This window comes from Myxococcales bacterium, from assembly GCA_016706225.1.
Lineage (GTDB): Bacteria > Myxococcota_A > Polyangia > Polyangiales > Polyangiaceae > JADJKB01.
The window spans coordinates 1,170,344-1,194,574 of the sequence record JADJKB010000021.1; the positions used below are offsets into that span (position 1 = coordinate 1,170,344).

Below are 24,231 nucleotides of genomic sequence, written 5' to 3' on the forward strand. Positions count from 1 at the left end.
TCACTCGGCGGCGGACTCGGCGCCGGCGAGCACGTCGATGGAGAGCTGACCGTCCTCGACGGTGAGGAACGCCACGTCGCCGGAGTTGAGCGCACCCTTCAAGATTTGCTCTGCGAGCGGCGCCTCGACCGTCCGCGCAATGGTGCGTTTCATCGGCCGGGCGCCGAGGGTCGGATCGTAACCACCGGAGTCGAGCAAGAGCTCGATCGCCGCGTCTTCGACCTCGAGTCGAACCCCCCGCTGCGCCTCGAGTGTGCGGCTCACCTGCCGCAGCAGACGTCGCGCGATCTCCTTGACTTCCCCGCGGCCGAGCGGATGCATCACCAGCACCTCGTCGATGCGGTTGAAGAGCTCCGGCGCCAGGGCGCTGCGGGCCGCTGCGGTCACACGCTTGTCGATCTCACCGGTCTCGGGCCCTCCTTCGGCACCGAAACCAACCCGGCGTTTGGGGCTGCTGCCCGACTCTTCCGCACCAATGTTCGAGGTCATCAGGATGACCGTGTTGGTGAAGTCCACCGTACGGCCGCGGCCGTCGGTCATGCGACCCTCGTCGAACACGGCGAGGAACGTCACCAGCACCTCGGGGTGCGCTTTCTCGATCTCGTCCAGGAGCACGACCTGATACGGCCGCCGGCGCACGGCCTCGGTCAAGAAGCCGCCGGCGTCGTGGCCAACGTAGCCCGGAGGCGCGCCGATCAAGCGAGCGACCGCGTGGGGCTCGCCGTACTCGGAGAGATCGAGTCGGGTCATCGCGCCCTCGGAGTGGAACAGCACCTCGGCGACGGCCTTCGCGGTCTCGGTCTTGCCCACCCCCGTCGGGCCGAGCAAGAGGAACGTGCCGATGGGGCGGTGCGCGCCGAGGCCGGCCGCGTTGCGGCGCAGGATGCGCGCGATGCGGCGGAGCACGTCACCGTGCCCGACCACGCGCTCGGCGAGGGTTTCCTCGAGATGAAGAAATCGCTCGGCGTCGGTCTCGAGCAGCCGCTCGACGGGCATGTCCGCGAGCTCCGCCACGACCTCGGCGACGGCCTCCGGTGTGACGACGTCACCGCCGCGCCGGCGGGTGCGCGCGCCGGCAAGATCGACGATGCTGACGGCCTTGTCGGGCAGGGCCCGGCCCGGCAGATAACGCACACTCCAGCCGATGCAGAGCGCGAGCGCAGCCTCGTCGTAGCGAAGGCCGTGGTGCGCGGAGAGTTTCTCCGCGAGCGCCTCGAGCACGAGATAAGCGTCCTCGCGGCTCGGCTCGTCGATCTCGACGACGCTGAAGCGCCGAGCCAGCGCGGCGTCGGCCTCGATGATCTTGGCGTACTCTTCTCGGGTGGTCGCGCCGATGCAGGGCAGCTCGCCCTTGGCGAGGGACAGCTTGAGATCGGCACCGATCTCGTCGGCAGCGTCGCCGGCAAAGAGCTGGTGGATCTCGTCGAAGAAGAGCACCACACGCCCGCTCGATGCGGATACCTCGCGGCGCAGAGAACCGAGCCGGGTCGCGAGCGCGCCCCGCACCCCGGTGCCAGCGATCAGCTCACTCAGCGGGATCTCGACGATGATGCGCTCGTCCAACGAGAGCACGTCGTCGGCCTCGACGATGCGCTGGGCGATGCCCCGCACGACACTCGTCTTGCCGACGCCCGCCGCGCCGATCAGACAGGGATTGTTCCCGTGACGTTTGGCCAAAACGTCGAGCGCCTGCTCGACCTCGGTGTCGCGCCCGACGACCGGATCGAGCTCCCGGCGCGCCGCGGCCAGCGTGAGGTTCTTTCCGAGCCCACACAGGGTCGGGAACTTCTGCGGGTCGAGGGTGTAGCGCTCGGCGGCGCTCACCCGAGTGCGCTTCTTCGCGCCGGCCTTGCGAGAGTTGTTCGGCGCCGCCTCGAAGTCGAGGCTGAGGGCGCGCTCGCTCGAGCGGGGTGCGCTCGGAGCTTCGTTCGCGTGCAAGCTCGGCGGGGGCTCGCTCGGCATGCTGGGGTCACGCACCAGCGTCGCGGTGGAGCGCCCGGCGGACTTCTTCTCGAGAGTCGGCGGAAAGAGCGGAATGGTCGTGCCGCTCGGCATCCGCCCGCGGGCGCTCGCCTGAACCTTCGGCTGTTCCTCGGCCTCGCGGCGCGCGGGTGTGCGACGCCGTCCGACGAACCCGAGCCCTACACTCATGGCAGCCGCGCGAAGCCGGGCCAGATCCACACCATGTTGATCGAGCGCGCGGTGAGCCGCGCATTGGCGGTCGCCCACCAGCGCAACGAGCAGGTGCAAGGCCGAAGGCTCAGCGCCACCCATGCGCGAGGCAATCTCCCGTGCACGCTGGATGCCGCGTCGCACGGCGTCGTCCTGGTCGTCCGTTGCGGCCCGCGTCGCGCGCAGCAAGATCTCGTCACTGAGCCGGCGTTCGGTCAGCAGATCGGCGGCAACACTGGGCCGGCCAGCGATGGCGGCAAGCAGGTGCGCCGTGGTCACACGCTCCTTGCGATTCTGTGCGAATTGCTCCGCCAGTTTTCTGAGGGCAACCAGCTCGGGCTCGATGCGAGTGCTCATGGGGGACACGCCGGGCACTACGCCCATTGGGGCGTTCGTTGATTGTCAGCTTCGACCCCCTCCGGCCAAGTTTCCGGGCGCCCCACGGGCAGCCGGCAGCCGGGCGTTCGCCCCGACTCATTGAAGGGTGATATGCCCGGACAAACCGGTCAGACCCGTGCTTCCACCCCCGACCTCTCAGCTCTTCCCCGGCTCCGTGCGCTCGGTGCTGCTCCGACCGGAGGCGCCGATCGGGCTCGACGCGGCATTCCGACAGGAAATCCGGGCTCAGATCTTCCGGCGCCTGCGCGTTGCCGGCATGGTCTACGCGGCCGTGCACGGTCTGGCGCTGGCGGTGCTCGTACTGTTCGGGGTGGGCCCGGTTCGAGACGCGGCGATCCAGCGGTCGGTCGCGATCTTGTTCGCGCTCACCTTCGCCGCGCTCTCGTACCTGCCGCGGCTCGAGCGCTGGGCGTTCCCGCTCTCAGTCGCGCTGACGATCGGCAACGCGGCGTACACGATCTTGCCAATGCTGCGTTACGGCGTGGCGGGCGGCTCGGACCACGGCATGTTGGTCCTCTTCATCGTCTTCACGGGCTGGGCCTTCCCCTACACTCTCCGGCAGATCCTGGCCGTGCTGGGTGTGATCTTGGTGATGTACCTCGCGGCGGGCCTGTCTCACCTGCGGGCGGTGGATGCCGGTTGGTTGGTGGAGGGAGTCTTCCTGGTGTCGAGCGCGACGATCATCACCGGCGTCGGTACGCATTTTGCGGATCAGCTGCGGGAGCGGGAGTACCGGGCGCAGTGGGGGCTCGAGCGGGAGCGGGAGGCCGCGGAGGAGCTCTTGTTGAACATCTTGCCCGCGTCGATCGTGGAGCGGCTGAAGCGTGATCAGTCGGCGATCGCCGAAGGTTTTCTGGAGGCGACGGTGTTGTTCGTGGATCTGGTGGGGTTCACGCCGCTCAGCTCGAAGATGGCCCCCGGCAAGCTGGTCGAGATGTTGAACGACGTGTTCTCGAAGCTCGACGCGCTGACCGAAAAGCACGGGCTCGAGAAGATCAAGACCATCGGGGACGCTTACATGGCCGTGGCCGGCGTACCGACGCCGCGCAAGGATCACGCGGTGGCGGTAGCCAGCATGGCGCTCGAGCTGCGCAACGTGGCCACCGGGTTCCGCACTCCGACCGGGGAGCCGGTCCAGGTGCGCATCGGGATCAACAGCGGACCGGTGGTGGCGGGCGTCATCGGCACCAAGAAGTTCTCCTACGATCTGTGGGGCGACACCGTGAACACCGCAGCCCGGATGGAGGCCCACGCGGAGCCCGGCACCATCCAGGTCACGGAGCGCACCTACGAGCGCCTGCGCACGCAGTTTCACTTCGAGCTGCGGGGCACCATCGACGTGAAGGGCAAGGGCGAGATGAAGACGTACGTGCTGGTGGGGCCGCGGGCGAGTCTGCGGCCGCCGCCGGTGGCGTGATTCGCTCGAGTCCAAGCGCCAGGCCAATGATGGCTCGACCCCGTGCGCCCTCACCGAAGTCGAACCCGCCTGAGCAGGAGAGCACTGTCGAGCGTCCCACCGCCGTGCGCACCCCAGGTTGCGCACGGCGACGCCTTGCTGCCGCCGATCGCGAAACCCGCGTGAGCCAGACCGGAGCGAAATGCTACTGCGACGCGGCCTGCGTTCAGTACGGTGATTGCTGCAGCAACATCACGCAGGCCTGCTCGCCCTGAGAGGACCGACGCTCGGCGGCCAAAGCAGAACTCCAGAGGTGGGGTGAGGTCCCCGTCGCGTTCGTCACACGGCGCTCCGTCGCAGACCGGATCGCCCGTCGACCTGACGACCGCCACGACCACCCGCGATTGACTCACCTCGCTGCAACTGAGACCATGGAGCCAATGGTCCGTCGCCTCGCCAGAGCGTTGGTGCTGGCGTCGATCGGGGCCCTCGTTCCGACCGCGTGCAGCGGCGACGCCTTCGAGTCCAGCGCCACAGGTGGCACGGGCGGCTCCAGCGCAGGGAGCTCCAGCACCGGCGGCTCGAGCGCGGGCGGCGCCACCGGGACGGGAGGCGCGGGCGGCGTCGCCGGCTCGGGTGGCGTGCCGACCGGCGGCAGCGGTGGAGCAACCTGCGGCTCGGGGCAAACGCCCTGCGGCGGCGTCTGCGTCGCAACCGACAACAACCCCTCGCACTGCGGGCAGTGCAACAATCCCTGCGCGAGCGGGCAGTCTTGCGTCTCCGCCAAGTGCGTGACGCTCACGTGCGCGCCGGGCCTCAGCGAAGCTTGCTACACGGGGCCGAGCGGCACGCAAGGCGTCGGCAGCTGCAAGGGGGGCACGCACATCTGCAATTCCACCGGCGACGGCTTCGGACCCTGCAACGGCGAGGTGCTTCCACAGGCGAAGGACGTGTGCTCCACGCCAGTGGACGAGAACTGCGACGGCAAGCTCAACGAGGGCTGCGCGCCTGCCAGCTGCAAGGACATCAAGACGAAGGACGCGAGCGCCGCGTCCGGGGTCTTCAGCATCGATCCCGACGGCGGGGGCAGCGGCGCCGCGCTCGACGTGTACTGCGAGATGAGCATCGACGGCGGCGGGTGGACTCGGTTCAACTGGCTCGAGATCGCGTACCCCGTCGGCGCCGATCCGCTCGGCCAGGACCTGTCGCAGTGCCCGCCTTCCGCCAAGGTGTGCCGCGGTCGCATCCCGGCGGCCGCGACGCCGAACCACCTCTTGGTCCGCGAGCTGCCCAGCAATGAGCGGGGCATCTGGCAGTTCGACGGCTCCGTCATCAGCAACGCAGTGCTCGGAGCCCTCCGGGACAAGAAGACGCTGCGCCAGAACAAGGCGGCCTGGCAGCCGCTCTCGACCACTTGAGCGAGACCTACTGCGGCAACGGTGCCGAGGGCGGTTGCGACTCGTTCTTCTATTCACAGAACTGCCTGGGCACCACCGGCTGGGGCCTCGAGCTCGACGGCGATGGTTACTGGTGCATGGGTGCGTTCAAGCTCGGCGCCACCGTCGGCGGAAGCTGCGGCAACGCGGACCACGGCTACCTGAACGACTGCGACTGCAACGACGAATACGGTGAGCTTTACTACCGCTGACTTCCTCATTCATCGGAGAGGACAATCGCACGGTGAGCCGGGCGGCCCGACTGGCCGAGGACACGCCGGAGCTCGCGCGCGTGCTCTGCGAGCCGTGACTCGAAGGCTCGAGCCTCGTGTGTGCGCACTGGGGGATCGCCGACATGCTGCCCCTGTTGCAGCAACTCGGCGTCGTGCCGGACGGCCCGCCCGCCTGACGGGCGTCCGGGCCGGGATCGTCGGGGCTCGACGAAATTGTCGGCCAATAGCCTACCAAACCCAGATTGCCCTGATGCTGGGGTCATGGTCCCGGGCGGCACACCCTCGGCCGCGAGCTGCACCGACGTGTTTCTCGCGATTGAACCTGCCGTTCGGCGCGTCGGGCGCTCCGTGCGTCGCGCGATCGAGTCAAGCGGTTGAGGATCCGCGCCAGCACCGATGTCTGCACGTGATACCCTGAGCCACCGGTTCCCTGATACCTCAGGTTGGTCCGGTGGTGGGATGCGTTGCGAGCACGTCCCGAGTTGGGGAGAGCGATCATGGAAACGATGGATTCGAACGGCCGTTCGGCGGCCGATCACGACCGCAGCCTGTCCCGACTCACGCTCCTCGCGGCGATCATCGACTCGTCCGATGACGCAATCCTGAGCAAGGATCTCGACGGCATCGTCACGAGCTGGAACCACGGTGCCGAGCGCCTGTATGGCTACACCGCACGCGAGATCGTCGGCCGACCGATGTCCGTGCTGACCCACCGAGACCGGCCCGACGAGATGGCGATGATCCTCACGAGGATCCGCGCCGGTGAGCACATCCAGCACTACGAGACGGTCCGGGTCAAGAAGGGCGGCGAGCTGGTCTCGATCTCGTTGACCGAAGCTCCGATCCACGACACCAGCGGAGCGATCGTCGGTGCATCGTCGATCGCACGCGACAACACCGAGCGCCTGCGCGCGGACGCTCAAGCACGCGAACTGTCGCAGTACGCGCGAAGTCTGATCGAGGCATCGCTCGATCCGTTGGTCACGATCCGAGCCGACGGCAAGATCACAGATGTCAACGAAGCGACGATCAAGGTGACGGGGGTCGAGCGCGAGCGACTGATTGGGACCGACTTCTCGAACTACTTCACCGAGCCCTTGAAGGCAGGAGCCGGCTATCGCGAGGCGTTCTCTGAAGGCTCGGTCACCGACTATCCGCTGACGATCCGCCACCGTGATGGCCACCTCACGGACGTGCTCTACAACGCCACACTCTACAAGGATGCGAGCGGGAAGGCGCTCGGCATCTTTGCCGCGGCCCGCGACGTCACCGCGCAGAAGCAAGCGTCTCAGTACGCGCGAAGCTTGATCGAGGCGTCGCTCGATCCGCTCGTCACGATCAGTCCCAAGGGCAAGATCATGGATGTCAACGCGGCGACGGTGAAGGTGACGGGCCTGCAGCGAGAGCAGCTCATTGGAACGGACTTCTCGGACTACTTCACCGAGCCCGAGCGCGCACGTGCTGGCTATCAGCAGGTGTTTGCAGAGGGCTTTGTCACCGACTATCCGCTCACGATCCGGCACGAGGGAGGTCAGGTCACGAACGTGCTCTACAACGCGGTCTACAAGGACGCGCGCGGGGACGTGCGCGGCGCGGCCGCGCGTGACGTGACCGCACAGCGCAAGGCCGAGGCCGAGGTCGCCGATCAACGGACGAAGGCGTTGGAGAGGATCGCCGAGCTCGAACGGTTCCAGAAACACACCGTGGGTCGGGAGCTGAAGATGATAGAGCTCAAGAAGGAGATCGAGGACCTGAGGAAGCCGGCCAGCCAGTGAGCTCGGTCGAAGCCGAGCCGGTGATCTCGGGTGACGACCACGCACGAGCGTTGCTCAACATCCTCGATGACTTCGGCGACGAGCGCGTGCGCCTTCAAGAGACGCAGCGGGCGATCCTCAACATCCTCGAAGACCTCGACGCTGAGAAGCGGAGTGCCCAGGCGGCGAATCAGATGAAGAGCGAGTTCCTCGCGAACATGTCGCACGAGTTGCGCACGCCGCTGAACGCGATCATCGGCTTCGCCAAGCTGATGGCCCACGGCAAAGTGGGGCCGGTATCCGCGCGGCACCAGGAGTACTTGGGGGACATCATCAAGAGCTCGAGCCACCTGCTCCAGCTGATCAACGACGTCCTCGACCTCGCGAAGGTGGAAGCCGGCAAGATGGACTTCGATCCCAAGCCCACCGTGTTGTCTCACCTCCTCAAAGAGGTGCGGGACATCCTCCGGACGATGGCCGCCGCCAAGCAGATCCAGATCGAGGTCGAGATCGCTCCGACCTGCGAGGTGCTGCACCTGGACCCCGGGAAGCTCAAGCAGGTCCCACAACTTTCTCGAACGCTGTTTACCCGGGCGAGTCGGTGCGCGGGCTGAAGACGACGACATGGTTCGCGTCGAGGTCGAAGACACGGGCATCGGCATCAGTCCCGCAGATCTGAGCCTGTTGTTCACGAGTCCGCAGCTCGATGGCGCATCCAACTGATCAGGACGCCGGCCTGCGCCACCAAGGCATCGTCGAAGCGCAGGGGGCGGGTCGGTGTCGAGAGCGTGGCTGGAGCGGGAGCGTGTTCTTCGGGAAGCCACGTTGTCGTCACCGAGCCGGTGGGGGGCTGAAGATGCCGATCCTGATCGTGGACGATAACCCGCAGAACCTGAAGCTCGCGCGCGTCGCCCTGGAGTGCGAGGGGTTCGAGGTACGGACCGCAACCGACGGCGAGGCTGCGATCGAGCTCGTGCGCCGGGCACCAGCTCATCCTGATGGACTCAGCGCCGGCCTAGGGGTCAAGCAGACGAACGCGACCATCACAGCCGTCACCGCAACGCGATGAAGGGTGATCGCGAGAGGGCGATGAAGGTGGGATGCGACGGCTACATCACGAAGCCGATCGACCCGATCCTGTTGCCAGGTCAAGTCGGTCAGTACCTGGGCGACCTGCCGCCCAGGCCCCCCGTGTCCGGTTCCAGGCCAACGGCGGTCGCCGAGGCCAGGTTACCCCGGGTGGACGACCAGCTGCCGATCCTGGTCATCGAGGACAACCCGACGACTCGGAAGATGTTCCGGATCTCGCTCGAGAGCGCCGGATATCGCGTCGTCGAGGCGCACGATGCCAGGACGGCGCTGGCCCTCGTCGAGCATTGCCGCCCGGCGCTGATCATCCAGGATCTGCACCTGCCGGACATGGACGGCCTGACCTGGCCCGCAGCCCGGGCAGGGGATGCCGTGGCCGACGTGCGTCGGGTTCCTGCGCATCGACGAAGCGGGGCGAAGGCACTTTCCCAGTCCGCCCATCGACCCGCACCCCCTGATCGCGCGGCTCCACCTCACCACGTTTCCCTCGGCGGACGCGCAGTTCGGCCAGGGGCGGCGAGTGCTCGTGGTCGATGACGATCCACTCCAGAGGAAGCTCTCGAAGATCTGGTTCACGGCCGCGGGCTTGACGTCAGCATCGCCGAGGATGGCACGCGGCGCTGGCGATGGCGCAGCGCGCCCCGGAGCATCGTGGTGGCAGATGTCCTCATGCCGACGATGGATGGGTTCGCGCTGTGTCTGGCGCTTCGAACCGACCCCCGAGTCGCGCATGTTCCAGTCCTGCTGTGCTCGGCAGCCTACGTCGACGTCGCCGATCGCGATTTCGCGATGCGGGTCGGCGCCAGCGCCATGGTCGCGAAGGCCGATGGCCTCGAAGCGGTGATGACCGCGGTCGCGTCGGCGCTCGAGGCGCCACCGCCGGCACCTCCGACGGAGATGGCGGACGTCCTCGAGGTCGAACGGGGAAGACGAGGTCTGTGGCAGCTCGAGCGGCAGGTGCTCCAGAACGCGCGCCTGTTGCAGCGCACTGCACAGCAGGAGGCGCAACTCGCCGTGCTGGCTGGCGTCGCCGAGTCGCTCGCGACGAACGAGCTCGACAACGCGGACTGGGGATGCGCTGGCTTCGTGTCTGGACATGGCGGGGATCTCCAAGGGCGCGCTGTACCTGACCGAACCGGAGGGACAGCTGGCGCTCCAGCATCAGATCGGGTTCTCACCGGGCGAGGACCAGCGACTCCGGGTCGCGTTTGGCTGCCAGGCACTGTTCGCGGAGCTGGCGCTGCGCGGAAATGTGGTGCTGCTCCCCTCGGAAGATGTGCCGAGCGCGATCGCGCAACAACTGCTGGTCGAGGCCGGCACCACGGCGCTCCTGGTGGTGCCGGTCGGGTGGGGAACCCGGAATTTCGGCGCGATCCTCCTCGGAGCCCGTATCGAGGATATTGGCGGAGAAGACGCGCTCGCATTCGCGCGCGTGCTGGGAGCGCAGATGGGCCAGGCGATCGGTCTCTCGCGCTCGTTCGAGAGTCTCGCGGCGAGCGAACTGCGGTATCGAACGCTCACGGAGAACGCGAACGATGCGATCGTGCTCGTGTCGCTCGATGGCATCATTCGCGAGTCGAATCGCCGATGCTCCGAAATTCTCGGGTACTCGGCGGAGGAGCTCGTCGGGCGTGCGGTTTGGGATCTTGCACTGCCGGGTCGCGAACCGGAGATCATCGAGTTGTTCAAGGAGCAGGTCCTGGCGGGCGCTGGACGAGCACGTCCGGTCGAGCTCAGATGCAGGGATGGCCGAAGCGCGATGATGGAGTTCTCGAGCGCCCCCGTGAACATCGAGGGCGAGACCATCCTGCTCACTATCGGTCGCGACGTGACGGAGCAGATGCAGGCTCAGACCCAGCTCATGGTCTCTGACCGGATGGCATCCATCGGTAGCCTGGCTGCCGGCGTCGCGCACGAGATCAACAATCCGCTCGCTGCCGTGACGATAAACCTGGAGCTCGGGGTCAACGCGGTGACGCGGATGGCCGTGGAAGACGGAGCTTCACCACAGATGGTAGAGCTGCAGGAGAGCCTCGGCGAAGCCCTGTACGCGGCTGACCGCGTCAAGCAGATCGTCAAGGACCTGAAGATCTTCTCGCGTACCGAGGAGGACACTCTTCGCGCGGTCGATCTCGAGGGCGTGATGGAGTCGACGCTGCGGATGGCCTGGAACGAGATCCGCCATCGGGCCAAGCTCGTGAAGCACTACGAGCACGTGCCGAGGGTCGACGCGAACGAATCGCGTCTCGGGCAAACGTTCCTCAATCTCATCATCAATGCAGCACAAGCGATTCCCGAGGGTCACGTGGACCGAAACGAGATTACGATCACGATCAGCACGGACGAGCGGGGAGACGTGGTCACCGAGATTCGAGACACCGGACCTGGCATCTCACCGGAGATCTTCCAAAAGCTGTTCACACCGTTCTTCACCACGAAGGCTCCCGGCGAGGGCACCGGCCTGGGCCTCACGATCTGTCGACGTATCATCACGGACCTTGGCGGAGAGATCACGGCGACCAGCGTCGTCGGGGAAGGCACCGTGTTTCGCGTCGTGCTTCGATCTGCGCAGCGAGAGGAGAAGGACGAGGTTCCACTCCCCTTCGCCCGCGCGGCGCGTCGCCGTGGCCGCGTGCTCCTGCTCGATGACGACCCGATGATCGGAGCCGCGGTGCGCCGGGCCCTCATGAACGAACACGATGTCGTCCCGCTGACGTCTGCACGTGAGGCACTGAACCGCATCGTGACTGGCGAACAATTCGACGTGATCCTGTGCGACGTGATGATGCCTCACATGACGGGGGTCGAGTTCCATCGCGAGCTTGGGCGCGTGTTCCCGAACCAAGCCGACCGTATCGTGTTTCTCACGGGTGGCGCGTTCACCGCGACGGCACGGGTGTTTCTCGATGGAGTCTCGAATACCCTGATCGAGAAGCCATTTCAGGTTCGGGACCTGCGAGCACTCGTGAATGAACGCGTGTGCTGACGATAGGGCGCAGCGCGGGAGGACGATCGCAACGGAACCAAAGACTGCGTCAGTCGCGGTGATCGTGGACGCGCGACTCGACGCGTTCGATCAGCTCCTCCACCGTCGGGGGAAGCTCGGCGTCGCCTTCCTCGGGATCGCGCTCCGGCAGCAGAGCATTCAGCATCACCTTGCGGGCGCGAGGCAGGCTATTGCGAATCACGGCGCGGTATGCGAGGAGGCTGAGCACCAACGCGACGAAGGCAGCGACGCCCAGGAACCAGGGCGCGCCCCGGTGCTTGGGATCCACAGCGGCGGTCGCCACCAGAGCTGCAGCCAGGACTCGACCACCGCCGGAGCGACGGGATTGACGATCGTCTCCAGTTTTAGCTGGGTCATGTCGGCATCGGTGCTGATTCGACCGTGGATCTGCGTCATTTGGCCGGTCGGCCCGTTGAGCGTCACGCGAAATTCGGGTGCTTGCACCGTGCCCACGAGACGCACGCTCCCCTTCTGCACCTTGTTCCACGAAGCGTCCGGCACCGTGATGGCGGAGAGGCGCCGCACGACCTCTTCGACCGGGAGTGAAAAGGACAGGACCAGGCGCTCTCCGATGCCGAAGGCGAAGGGCTGCGGGACGGGCGCGAGCGCCCTGCTTCGTCGATAAGCGCCCGCGTGGCGAGAAGTCGGGGTCCGGTTGGGCATGTGGGGCCGGGCGAGCCTCAGTCCCGATCGATTCGGGCCACGACCGAGAAGTGGGCGCAAGGCAGCGGTTTTTCGCGCCGCAGACGTACAGAGCCGTCATCGAAGGACTTGCCTGCTGGCCTGCCCGTTCCGGCGGCAAGCCGTGCTGGCGCTGACGGCCCGCCGCGCAATTCGTTTGTCAGGGCTTCCCGATCCCCAATAGCCTCACCGGATGCGGAATCTCCCGAGAACTATCCGCGCCTCGGCCATCGCATTGTTCGTACTCCACGGCTGCGGGTCCGGAGGGAGGCGGCGTCTTGTTCGCGCAGAGAGCTGAAGACTAAATGGAGTCATACTCGCGGGGAGGGCCAGGCGGCGTCTTGTTCGGCCTGCCCGCCGGCGACCTACACGCAAGATCAGTGCGACGCCTGGGGCGCAGCCATGAGCTGCAAGACCTCCAACCTGGTGACGGTCACCGATACTCTTTGCGGTGGAGGGCGAAGGCGCCAGCTTTGGGGTGTTGGGTGAGAGGTGCCAGGTGCGAGTCTCGGTTTGGGCAGCCGGCGTGATGCGCCGTCCAGCTTCAGGTTCGGGTTGCCTCCCTTGATCCGTGTCGACAGCGCCTGATTAGCGCCCACCTAAGCGCACCCCGCCTGGAGCGTCAAACGACCGCCGACCGGGGGCACGGCACCGGAGCCAAAACCAAGCCACTCCGGCAGCGCGGCGACCCAAGGGCGGGGGGCCCACCAGCGTCGACACAGTCCGTCGCCGTCCCGGCCAGAGCTTCCTCTTCGTGGGTGTGCAAGCAGCGAGGTCGTGTTGGTGCGCCCTGACCCTCGCTGTGCGCGGCTCCTCCTGGCTCGTGTAGCCTCCCACCATGCCACGCCGTTCGTCCCGCCCGCGAATCATCAATGAAGCGGGCCTCGCTCGCCTCGCCGCCGCGGTCAGCTCGGGTCAGCTCGGCGTGCTGGTCGGCGCAGGCTTGAGCCAGTCGCTGGGCTACCCGGGGTGGCGGGAGCTGATCGAAGAGCTCTCACGACGCGCGGGCAATCCCGGGCGCGCCGAGAGCACTCGCGACAGCCTGCTGCGCGCCGATCTCCTGCGCAAGAAGATGGGTTCGAAGTACGCGAGCGCGCTCCGCGCCATCTTCGCCGACACCAACAAGCGCGCGCGCATCGAGCGCTCGAAACCCCACGCGCTCCTCACTCGTGCACCCTTCGCCTTCTTCGCCACCACCAACTACGACCTCGCGATCGAGCGCGCCCACGAGTCCCACGTCCGTGAGCCACTAGAGACCGTCGACTGGACGGACGGGCCGACGGTCAACTCCTTCCTGCTCGACCGCCACCCGATGCCTCCGAAGCCATGTTTTCACTTGCACGGCGTGTACACCCGACCGGAGACCGTCGTGCTCACCGAGAGCGACTACCGCGAGCGTTATTTCAAGAGCCAGGAACACCGGCATCGCTTGCTGATGCTGCTCTTCCGACGCCAGCTCCTGTTCGTCGGCTTCTCGCTCAGAGATCAGGACATCAACACCCTGCTCCGGGAGCAGACCGCGACCTTCGACGAGTGGCGCCCCCGTCACTTCGCGATCCTGGACTACGACCCCGAGCGCGAGGACGAAGAGAGCATCCTGGCGCGCAAGACCGAGCTCGAGATGCGCTACTCCATCGAGCCGATCTTCTTTGCACTGGGCCCCCCACCCGACCGCCACGCTCCGCTCGTCGAGGTGCTCACCCGGGCCACCGCCGCGACCAGCAAGGAGCGCGACCCCGACGATCCTCAGAAGGGCCGCTGGGGCGGCGCCACCTCGAACGGCGGTTACGTGATCGAAGCGCGCGTTTCTTCCAGGGCCGTCGAGGGCTGGTACGATCTGCGGGTGGTGGTGCGGCGCAAGCGCGGGCTGCGCGCCGAGGCAGGCACGGTGACCTTCCACTTGCACGACACGTTCGAACCCAACACGCGGAGCGTGCGGCTGTCGGCGGGGCGCGCGGAGCTCGAGCTCACCGTGTGGGGCGCGTTCACGATTGGGGCGGAGGTGAAACGCCAGGCCGGAGGGGTCGCGGCGCTGGAGCTCAATCTCGCGACGCTCCGCGGCGCGCCCAAGGATTTCCGCACGACATGACGCGGAGGGCGCTCCGAGGATTGCGTAGCCCAGTGCGTTGGCGCATCATGCAGCGGTCATGACGGATGGAGACAGCAGGCGTCTGATCTTGGCCCGGCGCGCGCGCTTCGTGGCGATGGCGCTCGCGAGTGCCGGCGTCGCGTCGGTCGCCACCACTGCCTGCGGCGGAGATTCCGACAACGGCGGCGGCGGTGGCAGCGCGGCGACGACGGGCGGCGGCGGTTCGAGCACCGGCGGCGCAAACACCGGCGGCTCGAGCACCGGCGGCGCCAGCGGCGCGGGTGGCTCGAGCACCGGCGGCGTCAGCGGCGCGGGCGGTGCGAACACCGGAGGCAGCGCCGGAGACGCGGGCTTCGATGCGGATGCCGAGCCGCAGCCGTGTCTCGCTCCACCACCCGACGATGCTGGCGACGACGGACCGCAGGTCTGCCTGTCGTTGCCGCCACCGGACAGCGGCAGCTGAGTCGCCGCGCATCGGGACACTCCACATCCTCGATGGCGCTCAGTCCCGAGCGTGTTATGGCCGAGCGCGGAGGGATGCCATGGGTGCCCAGAGCGTGAAGAGTCAGGTCGTTTGGTTCGATGTGCCGTGTGTCGAGCTCGATCGCGCAATCCAATTTTATGGGGCTGTGCTCGGGTGTGAGATCCCGAAGCAAGACGGGCCCGGATTCTCGATGGGGATCCTTCCTCACGAAGGCTCAGCCGTTGGCGGCTGCCTCGCCGTGATGAAGGACAACGCGCCGTCCGAGCGCGGGGTGCTGATCTATCTCAACTGTGATGGGCGCCTCGACGACGCGATCGCCGCCGTCGCGCCGAACGGCGGCGAGATCCTGCAACCGAAACACGCCATCGGCCCCCACGGCTTTCGAGCCATCGTGCGGGACAGCGAAGGCAACCGCGTGGCGTTGCACTCGAGCTGAGCACCGACCGCCGCCCTCCAGACGACGGGGACGTGCCACGTTCAACGTTCGGCACGCGCATTGCTCCTCGTGTCACCAGGACCTCGAAATCAAGGTTCGCCCCGGGCAACCGGATCCGAGTTGGCACAAGTCGCGCCACTTCTTCTTGGAGAGTCAGATGTCGAACAATCGTCGTTGGTTTGCGTTGTCCCTCGTCGCCGGCCTCGTGGCGTGCGGCGGGCAGTCCGAAACCGGAGGCACGGGGGGAGCAGCCGGAGCCGGGGGAGCAAGCGCCTCGGGTGGGGGCGGCACTGGCGCGGTCTCCGGCGGTGGAGGCTCCGGCGCGGTCGACGGTGGCACCGGAGGCACGGTGGCCGGAGGCGGTGGGGTTGGCGCCTCGGGCGGCGCGCCGGGCGGCGGCGGAGCACCGTGTGCTTCGCTCGAGCAGGGCTACGTGGAGACGCTGAAAAAGGCGAAGGTCTGCAACCCCATGATCGACATGGAGCAGTGCACGAAGAAGGTGCCGGATGCGCTCGCTTGCCCCTGCGGGGGAACCTTCGTCAATGCGGGCGCCGCCGAAGCGCTGAAGACCCTCGGCGATCTGAAATACTTCTGGGACACACAGAAATGCGGAGAGGGCATCGGTTGCCCGGCCATCGCGTGTGAGGAGCCCGCCGGCGCAGGTTGTGATGCAGATCCCGCGGGCAGCTCGGGCACTTGTCAGGACATGTACCTGAACGGCGGGGGCGGCTGAGCGCCGGCGGGCAGGCTCGCGTCGCCGGAATCTAGGCCATTTGGCCAGGCGTCCGAGATATTCGGGCGATGTCCCCCCGCGGTCGGTTTGCCCTCGGCGCGGCGCTCGCGCTCGTTGCGTGCCGGCGTGCGCCGGAACCGCCGCGCGAGCACGTCGACCCGCCGCCCGCGGAGCCTGCCACCGCGAACACGCAGCCGACCGCCGAGGTTGCACCCGCGAGTGCGACCGCGCCCGTCTTGCCTCCGCGCATCGGCGCGCTCTCGTCGCGGGTGTTCGTGCGCCAGAATCCGCGCCCGACGAGCCCCGAGATCGGAGTGCTCCACGTCGGCGCGGTGGTCCCTCTGCGCGAAGCCACCGCGGCCGGCACCGAGGGTTGTGCGAAAGGCTGGTTCGCGGTCGAACCCGAAGGCTACGTGTGCCTGGACGCGAGCACGACGCTGGAGGTGGACACTCACCCGTTGCTCGTCACCAAGCGCGCTCACCACGGCAGCTTCGACAGCGCGGTGCCCTTCCGCTGGAGTGTATCGCGAGAGGGCGTGCTCTACCGCAAGGTGCCCACGCCCGAAGAGCAGCGCGAGTCCGAGTTCGATCTCGACGGCCACCTGGCTCGACTCGAGAAACTCCGCGAGGCCCGCGCGGCGGGGACCGATCCGGGTCGAGTGCCCGCGGCGCTGCGCGACGTGGATCTGCTCCCCGCGAAAGCCGACGCACCCATCCCGTTTGGGCCGGGCAACCTCTCGCCGTGGGCGCTCGCCAACACCCCGAGTGAGACCCGCGCGAAGGCCAAGTGGATCCCGGCGCGCTCCGCCATCGCGTGGACCGACGAGTTCGTGTCGGGTGGCCGAAGCTTCGTCTTGACGGACGACCTGCTGATCGCGCCCAAGGACAAGCTGGTGCCGCTCGAACCGTCGAAGTTCGCCGGCGTGTTCATCGACGACGAGAGTGTGCGGCTACCGATCGCGTTCGTGCGTCACGAGGACAAGGTGAAGTACCGCGTCGTGGCCACGGCGTCGGATCTCACTCCGGTCAGCTTCGAGGACGAGCTGGCGGTGGAGGAACCCAACCCGGACGATCCCGACCCCCTCGCGGGATACCGCGAGGACACCTCACCGGGGACGATGCTGGAGACTCGGGAGAGCTGGCCGCGGCTCGCGTGGGCTGGGCTCACGGGTCGCTACCGCAAGGAGCGGCACCATCGCTATCTGGAGACGAGTGACGGGTACTGGATGCGCGAGCGCGACGCGACCCTGGTCGAAGCGCAGCCCCCGCGAGGATTTGCCCTGGCCGACGGCGAGAAGTGGGTCGACATCAGCATCTTCAAGGGCACCCTGGTTGCGTACGAAGGCGAGCGCGCAGTCTTCGCCACGCTGATCTCCCCCGGCGCCAACGGCTACAAGCGCGAGGACGGCATGCCCGCGAAGTTCACCACGCCCACCGGCACCTTCCGCATCGAGTGGAAACACCGCTCGACGACCATGACCCCCGACCCACTGCGCAAGAGTTACTACCTCGCCGAGGTCCCCTTCACGCAGTTCTTCCACATGCCCTTCGCCCTGCACGCCGCCTACTGGCACGATCGCTTCGGCGAACCCAAGAGCGGCGGCTGCGTGAACCTCTCCCCGCGCGACGCAAAGTGGCTGTTCGAGTGGACGGAGCCGAGCGTGCCCGCGGCGTGGCACGGCGTGCGCTCGGGGGATGCGCGGGGGATGGGGACGTTGGTCAGAGTGCGGTGAGGTAGCGAGGTGCCCACCCCCGTCCGTGCGCGGCGGCTACGCCGCCTTGCGCGCGGCCGACCCCTCCCAAGCACTCGCTCCGCTCGCGCGGGAGGGGTGACGTCGCGTCTAGCCCGACCAAAACGATCGTGCGAAGCCAGCGAAGAGGCCACCCGCGGCTCACCCGCCGAGCGCTGCGCGCACGCGCGCGAGGGCTTCCTCGATCTCCCGCTCCACGAGCTCCGCCGGCAGCCGCAGCACGCGCCACCCGCGGCGACCTAACTCACGGTCGCGCCGCGCATCCGCCAGGGCGCGCCTGGCGTGGAACGGACCGTCCACCTCGATGACGAGCCACGCAGCGGGCACCACGAGGTCCGCGATGAAGTCCGCAATCACCACTTGGCGCCGCACCTCGACCCCGAGCTGACGCGCTCGAAGCGGTGGGCGCGACGCGCATCGCGGCGCCGCGGCCGGCGAGGAGCTGGCGGCGCCGGAGCTGATGACGGTCACGAGCGAGCATGGGTTCCTCCGAGGCCCGGCGCGGTGCGCGGGCTTCGCGACCCATGGCGCAGGCTCTGAGACACACCGCCTGCGACGCCTTCGTGCTTGCACACGCGCTCGAACTCACCGCTTCGTCTCACCTCAGTACGCGGCGTGGCGCATAGCGTGCGCCGCTGAGCGGAGCCAGACGGCCGGGACTGGTTAGGGTAGTTGTCGCATGGGGAGGCCAGTCATGCGGCACTGGCTCTCACGTTGGGGACGGTGAGGACGGTCCGCCACGTCAGAGCACGGCGCGACGATACCGATCAAGGCGGTTGTCCGGGAACGCGCGAGCCGGGAAGCTAGTCGACCGCGAGCTTCGGTCCGAACGGAATGGTTACCGTCAGCCCAAGCTGAAACACCAGGCGAATCAACGGCGCTTCACGAGTCGTGCCAGTCGCCGCGCTGGTGCCGCCGCCCTCGTGCGGGCCCCCGTCTTCACCGAAAACGTCGAACTGCGCCCGTGCGCCAAGCTTCAAGTGCTCCCGCAGGTACATTTCGACGCCAGCGCCGGTGCCCAGGCCAGCGCCTGGGCCGGGCGAGTCTACCTCCGTCGAAGCGCCCCAGCTCGGCTTGATGAGCACCGCCTCGAGCCAACCGTCCAGGTTCTCGGTCTCGAGGACGTACCCCCTCATGCCCACCCGTCTGGTGGTCACGTGCGCGGTGAACGTCTCTCGGCCGTCGGGGCTCCAGCGGAACCAGCTCCGGTCGATACCGTAGAGGAAAGCGATCCCATGAAGTGGCCGAAGCAGCGCGGTGAAGCCCGCGCCGAACCCGACGCGGGTCAATCCGTTGCAAGACTGCGCGCATTCGCTCGCCGCGCCGGCGCCGTGCGTCGCCAGCTCGAACATGCGCCGCGGGAAGACTCGCGGGGGTGGCTCCGGGTGCGCGACGACGGGCGCCAGGTCGGCGCGTGCACGAGCCGCGAACAGGCACGACACGACGAGAACGCGCAACAGCTTCACGTCAGCCTCAGTTTTGCGGGCTGGCGAGTTGGTCAAGCTTCGCGAGCTCGTACCTGAACATGCGGCGGACGATCAAAGGCCCGTCGCCCGCGACGCGATCAGCGAAGTAGAAGTGGGTCGGCGTCAGGGTCCAAGCGTCCTCGTGGAGCTCATGCCCGGTCGTCCCGTCGAGCCTCCAGATCTTTCCGGTCGCCAGGTTCGCCAGGAGGAAGTAGGCGCCGCCGTCGAGGGCGCCCGCATCGTTGACGACGTTCAATACGACGCCCGCGTAGTCGCCCCACGCGCGCACCGACACGATCGGCACCGGGACGAAGGCGCTCCCGGGTAAGTCTGGACCCAACGTGACTGGGGAACCGGAAGCATCATACTTGCGAGGTGACCACCAGAAGCGCGCTTTGGGCGCGGGCGGCAGGTTGTCGCAGCCCGTGTTTCCGTCCAGTGCTATGCCGACGATTGCAGTCGGTGACACGTTCAGCCGGCAGGTGCCTTTCGGTGCTGGGTCGAGCAACGTTCGAACGCCCTTCCCGTCTGTGGCCCACCCGCGAATTCGCTCGGGCTTGCCGGCCGGGTAGTCCGTCCAGACCGCAAGGTCACCTTGACCCGCGCCCACTGACGAGGCCGAGGGCACCTCAAGTGGCTTCCAGACGTTCGCTTTGGGGTCGAGCAGCGCCCAGACTCCGCCCTTGCCCGTATAGAAGATCGCGCCGCCGCTGGCGTCGATGTCGAACTCGACGAGCGCGGGGGGCGCCCCGGATTGGGGAGTCGGCGGCTGCGACCACACCCACTGGCCGCCGGTGAGTGGTGCCAGGGCGTACATCTGGCTCCCCGGGTCCCCACCCATCAGCGCGTTTGCGCGCGCGCTTTCGCGACCATTGCCGAACACGCATCCTGCAACCGGCGCGGCCGATTTCTGGCGCCCGACGAGCGCGCCGACCGTCGTGCCATCTTCGAGCCGCACCACGCGACGCACGTAGTGTGACGTTTCAGCCGTGTTGACCCATACGTCGTACGTCAGAAACGCCGCGTCCCCGCCCGCGAGCTGATACGTCGTCGCCGTCGGCAGGGCTCCTTTCGAGCCAAAACCTTCGGCCAGCTCGGCAGCTTCACAGCCTGCACCGCAAGACTTCCAGATCAGCTTGGGAAACCCAATCTTGCCCTCCTTCGCCTCGAGCACCGAACAGGCTGGTTGTGTGAACTCACTCCCCGGGACGGGCATCCACGCTTCCGGATCGGCGAGCCAGGTTTGTTCGGGCGAAAGCCCGGCGTCGCTGACGGTGCCGCCCGCCCCTGGCCCGTCCGCGGCTGCGTCGGCGACCGTTCCGCCCGCGCCCGACGGTGCGTCGGGGTTGCCGCCACCGCCGAGCGCGGCACCCGACCCGCCGCCACCGGTGCGGCCCAATGTGCCGTCGGACTCGCTGGTGCACGACCCGCAGCGCAGCAGCGCGAGCGCAGACACCGCGAGCCCGACTCGGGCGTTCAAAGTGCGGAGCACGGCTGCGGGCCAACGAAGTCGGCAGGTGTGAGGGTCCGATACTCTACCGTGCCCGCGCCGTTGACGACTGCAACGACCGGATCGCGTTCGCCCACGACGGGCTGACCAAGCAGAGTACCGACACCGGTGTGGTTCCCGGCGTACTTGACGCTGAGCACTTTCGGCCGGAGCCGCCACACCTTGTAGGTCTTCTGCTTGGCTGCAAACAAGAGGACGTCGCCATCCTCCGTCGCCGCAAGCCAGAGCTGCTCGTAGCTGCCGGTGTACGGCCAGGTTGCATGCTGCTCCGCGGTGCCCGCGCGAAGATCATAGCTCGTGAAGCGCGCAGTGGTCTTGTTCCCGGGGTGAGGCTCGTCGTCGAGGTCGAGCACGTACAGCTTCGCGTTGGGCTCGTCATAAGTTACCGCGAGCACACGCGACGACGGCACGAGGGCGGAGTTCTCGGCGACGATTTGCCAGGCGCGATCGGCGATGGTGTACCGCCAAATGGCCTGGCTTGGCAGGCCACTCTGCGTGCGGCCGCCCACCATGTAGATCGCCTCCTCGACGCCGGACAGCACGGCTCGGACGTCCGACCGCGCACGAGGCCCGTAGCCGCCGAGGGTCACCGCCGCAGCCCCGAAGTCTCCGTCGCCAATGCGCCGGTCGGTGAACAGCCCGGCACCGCTGCCGAATACGACGTCGATGCTCGCCGTGGGGCTGTAGTCGCGGGGGAACGAGACCGCTTGGACGCCGCCGCGACGGGGGAGCCGCCTGATTCGGTGAGCGGGCTCGGCTGGAGTGAGCCACATTCGGTTTGTAGCTCCGATCAGGCCGGCCACGGTCGCTGAGATCGCGCTGGTCACGTCGTGTGTTCCCGTCGCCTGCGTGACTGCACCGACGCTGGCGCCGCTCCTCGCGAGCAGCACCGGCGTCGCGAAGGCTTCGGAGAAGTCGTGCAGCGCGGGATCGAAGAGGTAGAGCTTCGGGTTGTACCAATCGAGGCACGGGATGGACTGGCATCCTGGAGGTAGAACCGCGTAGGGCAACGTCAGATAGGTCTTGATGGCGGGCGCATCGATGATCTGAAACACATCGCGCAGCGACGCGCTGCCGTCGCGCGGGCTCGCGACTTGCCCCAGCGTGGTCGTGAATATCGCAACGTGAGCCGCGCACGACTCGACCGCAACGCCACAGGTGCCCTTGCCGCTCACGTTGGCGCTCTTCACGTCGTCGCGCCAGCGCCAGCTCAGCGTCATCGATTGGGCCATGCCGCGGTAGAAGTCGCCTTGAAGCAGCGTGACCCCGTTGCCGTCGAGGATGGGAGTGCCGTTCGTGAGCGTGACTTTTGGAATGCGCCAACTCAATGGCTTGGTCATTGGCGCGAGGTAGGAACATTGGCTGTTCTGCTTTACGCAGTCCCTCAGAGGTAGAGGAAAGCCGCTCGCTGTGAAGCAACTACAAGCCCGATATCCCCACGCCTCCTGAAGGGCGCTCCCGGGCGCCTCGCTCGGCGTCTGCCTTCCCAGCCAGCGCTCCTGAGGGATGTCCACTACCTCGTCCGGCCCGTCCCCGCTGCTGGTGTTCAAATTGTTGTGGCCGACGACGTCCATGACGGTGGGCTTCTGGGCGGGAACCCGCACGATCGGCACGGGGTCGCAGTCGTCCGCGAGGCTCGCGATCGACGAGTTGAGCGTTTGCTCTCGCTCCTCGGCGAGGTCGTTGGTGTTCTTGGTCGAGGTGTTGGGGAAGCTCGGACAGGCATCGCACGTATCAGGGATTCCGTCGCCGTCGCCATCATCGACACGACTGCACCGCCCGAACAGCAACGAGCCGCCGGCGGCAGAGTCGAGAACGCAGAAGCCTGCGTTGGCCGCGGCGCACTGGGTGTTCTGCGCGCACGAAGCGTAGGCGTTCGCGAGCGGACAGGTGTCGCAGTCGTCGCCAACCTGATCGCCGTCGGAGTCCGCAGCAAGCAGTCCGCTGTTCTTCTTCTCCGGGCAGAGGTCGCAGGTGTCGCCCACGCCGTCCTTGTCGAAGTCCTGCTGTGATGGGTTCTTGCAAGTGATGAAGGGCGACGGCACCAGCACAACGCAGTAGCTCGGTGGACAGTTGTCGCACGCGTCTCCGATGTTGTCGCCGTCCTCGTCCAGTTGGTCGGGGTTGTACTTGCCCGGGCAGTTGTCGATGGCGTCGGGGACGCCGTCGGGTTCGGAGTCGCCCCCAAGGGCCGCGATCAGGAAGGTGTGGCTGCCAACGTCCCCGGTATCCCCCGTTGGAGCCCATACGTTGCGGGGCCAGGGTGGATTGGCTTTGCCGCCGGCCGTCGGCTGATCGTAGTCGTAATAACCAGAGAACACACCCGCGAGCACGAGCGAGTCGTCGGAAGAATCCGTGACATACAAGGGCCCGCCAGAGTCGCCGGGGGCGGCGACAGCGCCGACCGCGGCGTTGGTGAACGCTTCCCATTCGAAGTAGTCGTTGCAGTGCCCCACGAGGGAACCGAGGCCGACCTGGTACCCGAGCTTGGAGGGACACGGGTCCTTCAAGAGCTCGGGGTAGATCTGGCCGAAGCGCCGCGTCCCGCCGCCCGCGCTCGAGTCGAAGTTCACTGTGCCGCCAAAACCGACGATGAACGCGCCAGGCTGGAAGTTCGACGCGACGTCGCGGAGCTTTCCAGAGTCCCAGTCGGCCTTCGCCGGCCCCAAGTGAACGCGTGGGTACTCTTGAAGGACGGCAAATGGAATCGGCGTTGCGAGTGTGGCAACGGCAAGGTCACCAGGACCGATCAAGGGCGGGGCCCCGTTCTTGTTCATGTAGCAAACCGAACCTGGAAGCACTACCGCGCTCAGCACGTTCGACTTCCACCCGCCCGCTTGCGGCAGGAAGAAGGACATCACTGCGCCTGATTGCCATAGCCACTGGCCGGTAGCCCAGTTGCACATACAGTGCGCGGCGCTGATGACCGTCGTTGCGCTCACCGCGGTGCCTGAGCAGCTCGACGACGTGGTGGACAACTGCCCCACGGGCGCGCGGAAGCCCGTCGTCGATGTCGTGTCCGCTGCGGCACCAGCGCCGTAGATTTGCTGCGCGTTGACCGCGGTGGGTCCGTCCGCGAGTGGCTCATGCGTCGAGCAGCCGATCGCCGCCGCTCCGAACGCAGCGAGTGCGACCGCAGCTAACGGCGCACGCGCTGCCCCCCCCCTGCGAACGTCGTGCCATCATTCGCAATCCGACCGCCCCTGTCATGCTCCACCTCTCGGGATCAGCGCGATCCAGTTCACCGGAATCCCCGCGAACGGTCAAGGGTGTGAATCGACGCATGCCGACCCACATGCCGGTACGTCACGTCGCACTGGGTGCATTCGCACTCACCTCTGTGCGCGCGGAGATGGCGAACGGCGCAGCAGCGCGACGATCGCAACGCCGCCGTGTTCGAAAACTGGTCCGCGCGAAATCAAGCCGCATGCGCCGTGCTAGTAGCGAAGCGTTCCGCCGAGCCGGTCCCGACATCGAATCGTCCGCGCGCCGTTCGAGTTTGCGGGCGGCGATTCGCTCAGTTCACTGCCGAGGCCCTGATGATCTCTCTCGCGACGGTGGTGCGCCACGTACCCGGCGACGATTTGCCGCAGGT

Annotated in this window: 20 protein-coding genes and 1 pseudogene; 14 read left to right on the forward strand and 7 right to left on the reverse strand. The window is 67.3% G+C overall.

What is annotated here, in order from left to right:
* A complete protein-coding gene (locus IPI67_29900; GenBank protein ID MBK7584406.1) occupies window positions 1-2,529 on the reverse strand; it encodes an ATP-dependent Clp protease ATP-binding subunit in 2,529 nt (842 codons plus the stop codon).
* 508 nt (window positions 2,530-3,037) lie between these two features.
* Here IPI67_29900 and IPI67_29905 point away from each other — a divergent pair.
* The 9 genes and pseudogenes from IPI67_29905 (at window position 3,038) to IPI67_29945 (ending at window position 11,465) form a co-directional block, all read left to right on the forward strand.
* Window positions 3,038-3,988 (forward strand): adenylate/guanylate cyclase domain-containing protein, encoded by a 951-nt coding sequence (locus IPI67_29905; GenBank protein MBK7584407.1) that lies wholly within the window; start codon window positions 3,038-3,040, stop codon window positions 3,986-3,988.
* A 419-nt stretch (window positions 3,989-4,407) separates the two neighbouring features.
* The gene (locus tag IPI67_29910; GenBank protein MBK7584408.1) at window positions 4,408-5,385 is read left to right on the forward strand and encodes a hypothetical protein; all 978 of its coding nucleotides are present in this window, start codon (window positions 4,408-4,410) and stop codon (window positions 5,383-5,385) included.
* The gene (locus IPI67_29915) at window positions 5,382-5,615 is read left to right on the forward strand and encodes a hypothetical protein (protein ID MBK7584409.1); all 234 of its coding nucleotides are present in this window, start codon (window positions 5,382-5,384) and stop codon (window positions 5,613-5,615) included. Before IPI67_29910 ends, IPI67_29915 begins: the two co-directional genes overlap by 4 nt.
* Before the next feature lie 518 nt (window positions 5,616-6,133).
* Window positions 6,134-7,411, forward strand: coding sequence for a PAS domain S-box protein (locus tag IPI67_29920; protein ID MBK7584410.1), 1,278 nt, complete (start codon window positions 6,134-6,136; stop codon window positions 7,409-7,411).
* On the forward strand, window positions 7,408-8,004 hold the full coding sequence (locus tag IPI67_29925; GenBank protein MBK7584411.1) for a hypothetical protein: 597 nt from the start codon (window positions 7,408-7,410) through the stop codon (window positions 8,002-8,004). Before IPI67_29920 ends, IPI67_29925 begins: the two co-directional genes overlap by 4 nt.
* 242 nt (window positions 8,005-8,246) lie before the next feature.
* Window positions 8,247-8,459, forward strand: coding sequence for a response regulator (locus IPI67_29930; GenBank protein MBK7584412.1), 213 nt, complete (start codon window positions 8,247-8,249; stop codon window positions 8,457-8,459).
* A 20-nt stretch (window positions 8,460-8,479) separates the two neighbouring features.
* On the forward strand, window positions 8,480-9,016 hold the full coding sequence (locus IPI67_29935; protein ID MBK7584413.1) for a response regulator: 537 nt from the start codon (window positions 8,480-8,482) through the stop codon (window positions 9,014-9,016).
* Window positions 9,017-9,046: 30 nt separating this feature from the next.
* Window positions 9,047-9,334: pseudogene (locus IPI67_29940) on the forward strand (response regulator).
* Between the two features lie 241 nt (window positions 9,335-9,575).
* Window positions 9,576-11,465, forward strand: coding sequence for a PAS domain S-box protein (locus IPI67_29945; protein ID MBK7584414.1), 1,890 nt, complete (start codon window positions 9,576-9,578; stop codon window positions 11,463-11,465).
* A gap of 49 nt (window positions 11,466-11,514) precedes the next feature.
* Here IPI67_29945 and IPI67_29950 read toward each other — a convergent pair whose 3' ends face one another.
* On the reverse strand, window positions 11,515-11,667 hold the full coding sequence (locus IPI67_29950; protein MBK7584415.1) for a hypothetical protein: 153 nt from the start codon (window positions 11,665-11,667) through the stop codon (window positions 11,515-11,517).
* Window positions 11,664-12,149 carry a hypothetical protein gene (locus IPI67_29955; GenBank protein MBK7584416.1) on the reverse strand — a complete coding sequence of 162 codons (486 nt, stop codon included), beginning with the start codon at window positions 12,147-12,149 and terminating at the stop codon, window positions 11,664-11,666. Before IPI67_29955 ends, IPI67_29950 begins: the two co-directional genes overlap by 4 nt.
* A gap of 856 nt (window positions 12,150-13,005) precedes the next feature.
* On the opposite strand from IPI67_29955, the gene IPI67_29960 reads away from it, so the two are divergent.
* The 5 genes from IPI67_29960 (at window position 13,006) to IPI67_29980 (ending at window position 17,642) form a co-directional block, all read left to right on the forward strand.
* The gene (locus IPI67_29960; GenBank protein MBK7584417.1) at window positions 13,006-14,256 is read left to right on the forward strand and encodes an SIR2 family protein; all 1,251 of its coding nucleotides are present in this window, start codon (window positions 13,006-13,008) and stop codon (window positions 14,254-14,256) included.
* 58 nt (window positions 14,257-14,314) lie between these two features.
* Complete coding sequence (locus IPI67_29965) at window positions 14,315-14,719, forward strand: hypothetical protein (protein ID MBK7584418.1); 405 nt, start codon at window positions 14,315-14,317, stop codon at window positions 14,717-14,719.
* Between the two features lie 79 nt (window positions 14,720-14,798).
* Window positions 14,799-15,176 carry a VOC family protein gene (locus tag IPI67_29970; GenBank protein ID MBK7584419.1) on the forward strand — a complete coding sequence of 126 codons (378 nt, stop codon included), beginning with the start codon at window positions 14,799-14,801 and terminating at the stop codon, window positions 15,174-15,176.
* A 157-nt stretch (window positions 15,177-15,333) separates the two neighbouring features.
* Window positions 15,334-15,909: a hypothetical protein gene (locus IPI67_29975; protein ID MBK7584420.1), complete on the forward strand. Its 576-nt coding sequence runs from the start codon at window positions 15,334-15,336 to the stop codon at window positions 15,907-15,909.
* 68 nt (window positions 15,910-15,977) lie between these two features.
* A complete protein-coding gene (locus tag IPI67_29980; protein ID MBK7584421.1) occupies window positions 15,978-17,642 on the forward strand; it encodes a L,D-transpeptidase in 1,665 nt (554 codons plus the stop codon).
* Between the two features lie 159 nt (window positions 17,643-17,801).
* Here IPI67_29980 and IPI67_29985 read toward each other — a convergent pair whose 3' ends face one another.
* The 4 genes from IPI67_29985 to IPI67_30000 all read right to left on the reverse strand — a co-directional run bounded on the left by IPI67_29985 (window position 17,802) and on the right by IPI67_30000 (window position 23,497).
* Window positions 17,802-18,032: a DUF559 domain-containing protein gene (locus tag IPI67_29985; protein MBK7584422.1), complete on the reverse strand. Its 231-nt coding sequence runs from the start codon at window positions 18,030-18,032 to the stop codon at window positions 17,802-17,804.
* A gap of 431 nt (window positions 18,033-18,463) precedes the next feature.
* Entirely contained in the window at window positions 18,464-19,126 is a 663-nt protein-coding gene (locus IPI67_29990) for a hypothetical protein (protein MBK7584423.1), read from the reverse strand.
* Between the two features lie 7 nt (window positions 19,127-19,133).
* Window positions 19,134-20,618 (reverse strand): hypothetical protein, encoded by a 1,485-nt coding sequence (locus IPI67_29995; protein ID MBK7584424.1) that lies wholly within the window; start codon window positions 20,616-20,618, stop codon window positions 19,134-19,136.
* Entirely contained in the window at window positions 20,603-23,497 is a 2,895-nt protein-coding gene (locus IPI67_30000; GenBank protein ID MBK7584425.1) for a thrombospondin type 3 repeat-containing protein, read from the reverse strand. Before IPI67_30000 ends, IPI67_29995 begins: the two co-directional genes overlap by 16 nt.
* Window positions 23,498-24,231 lie beyond the last annotated feature (734 nt).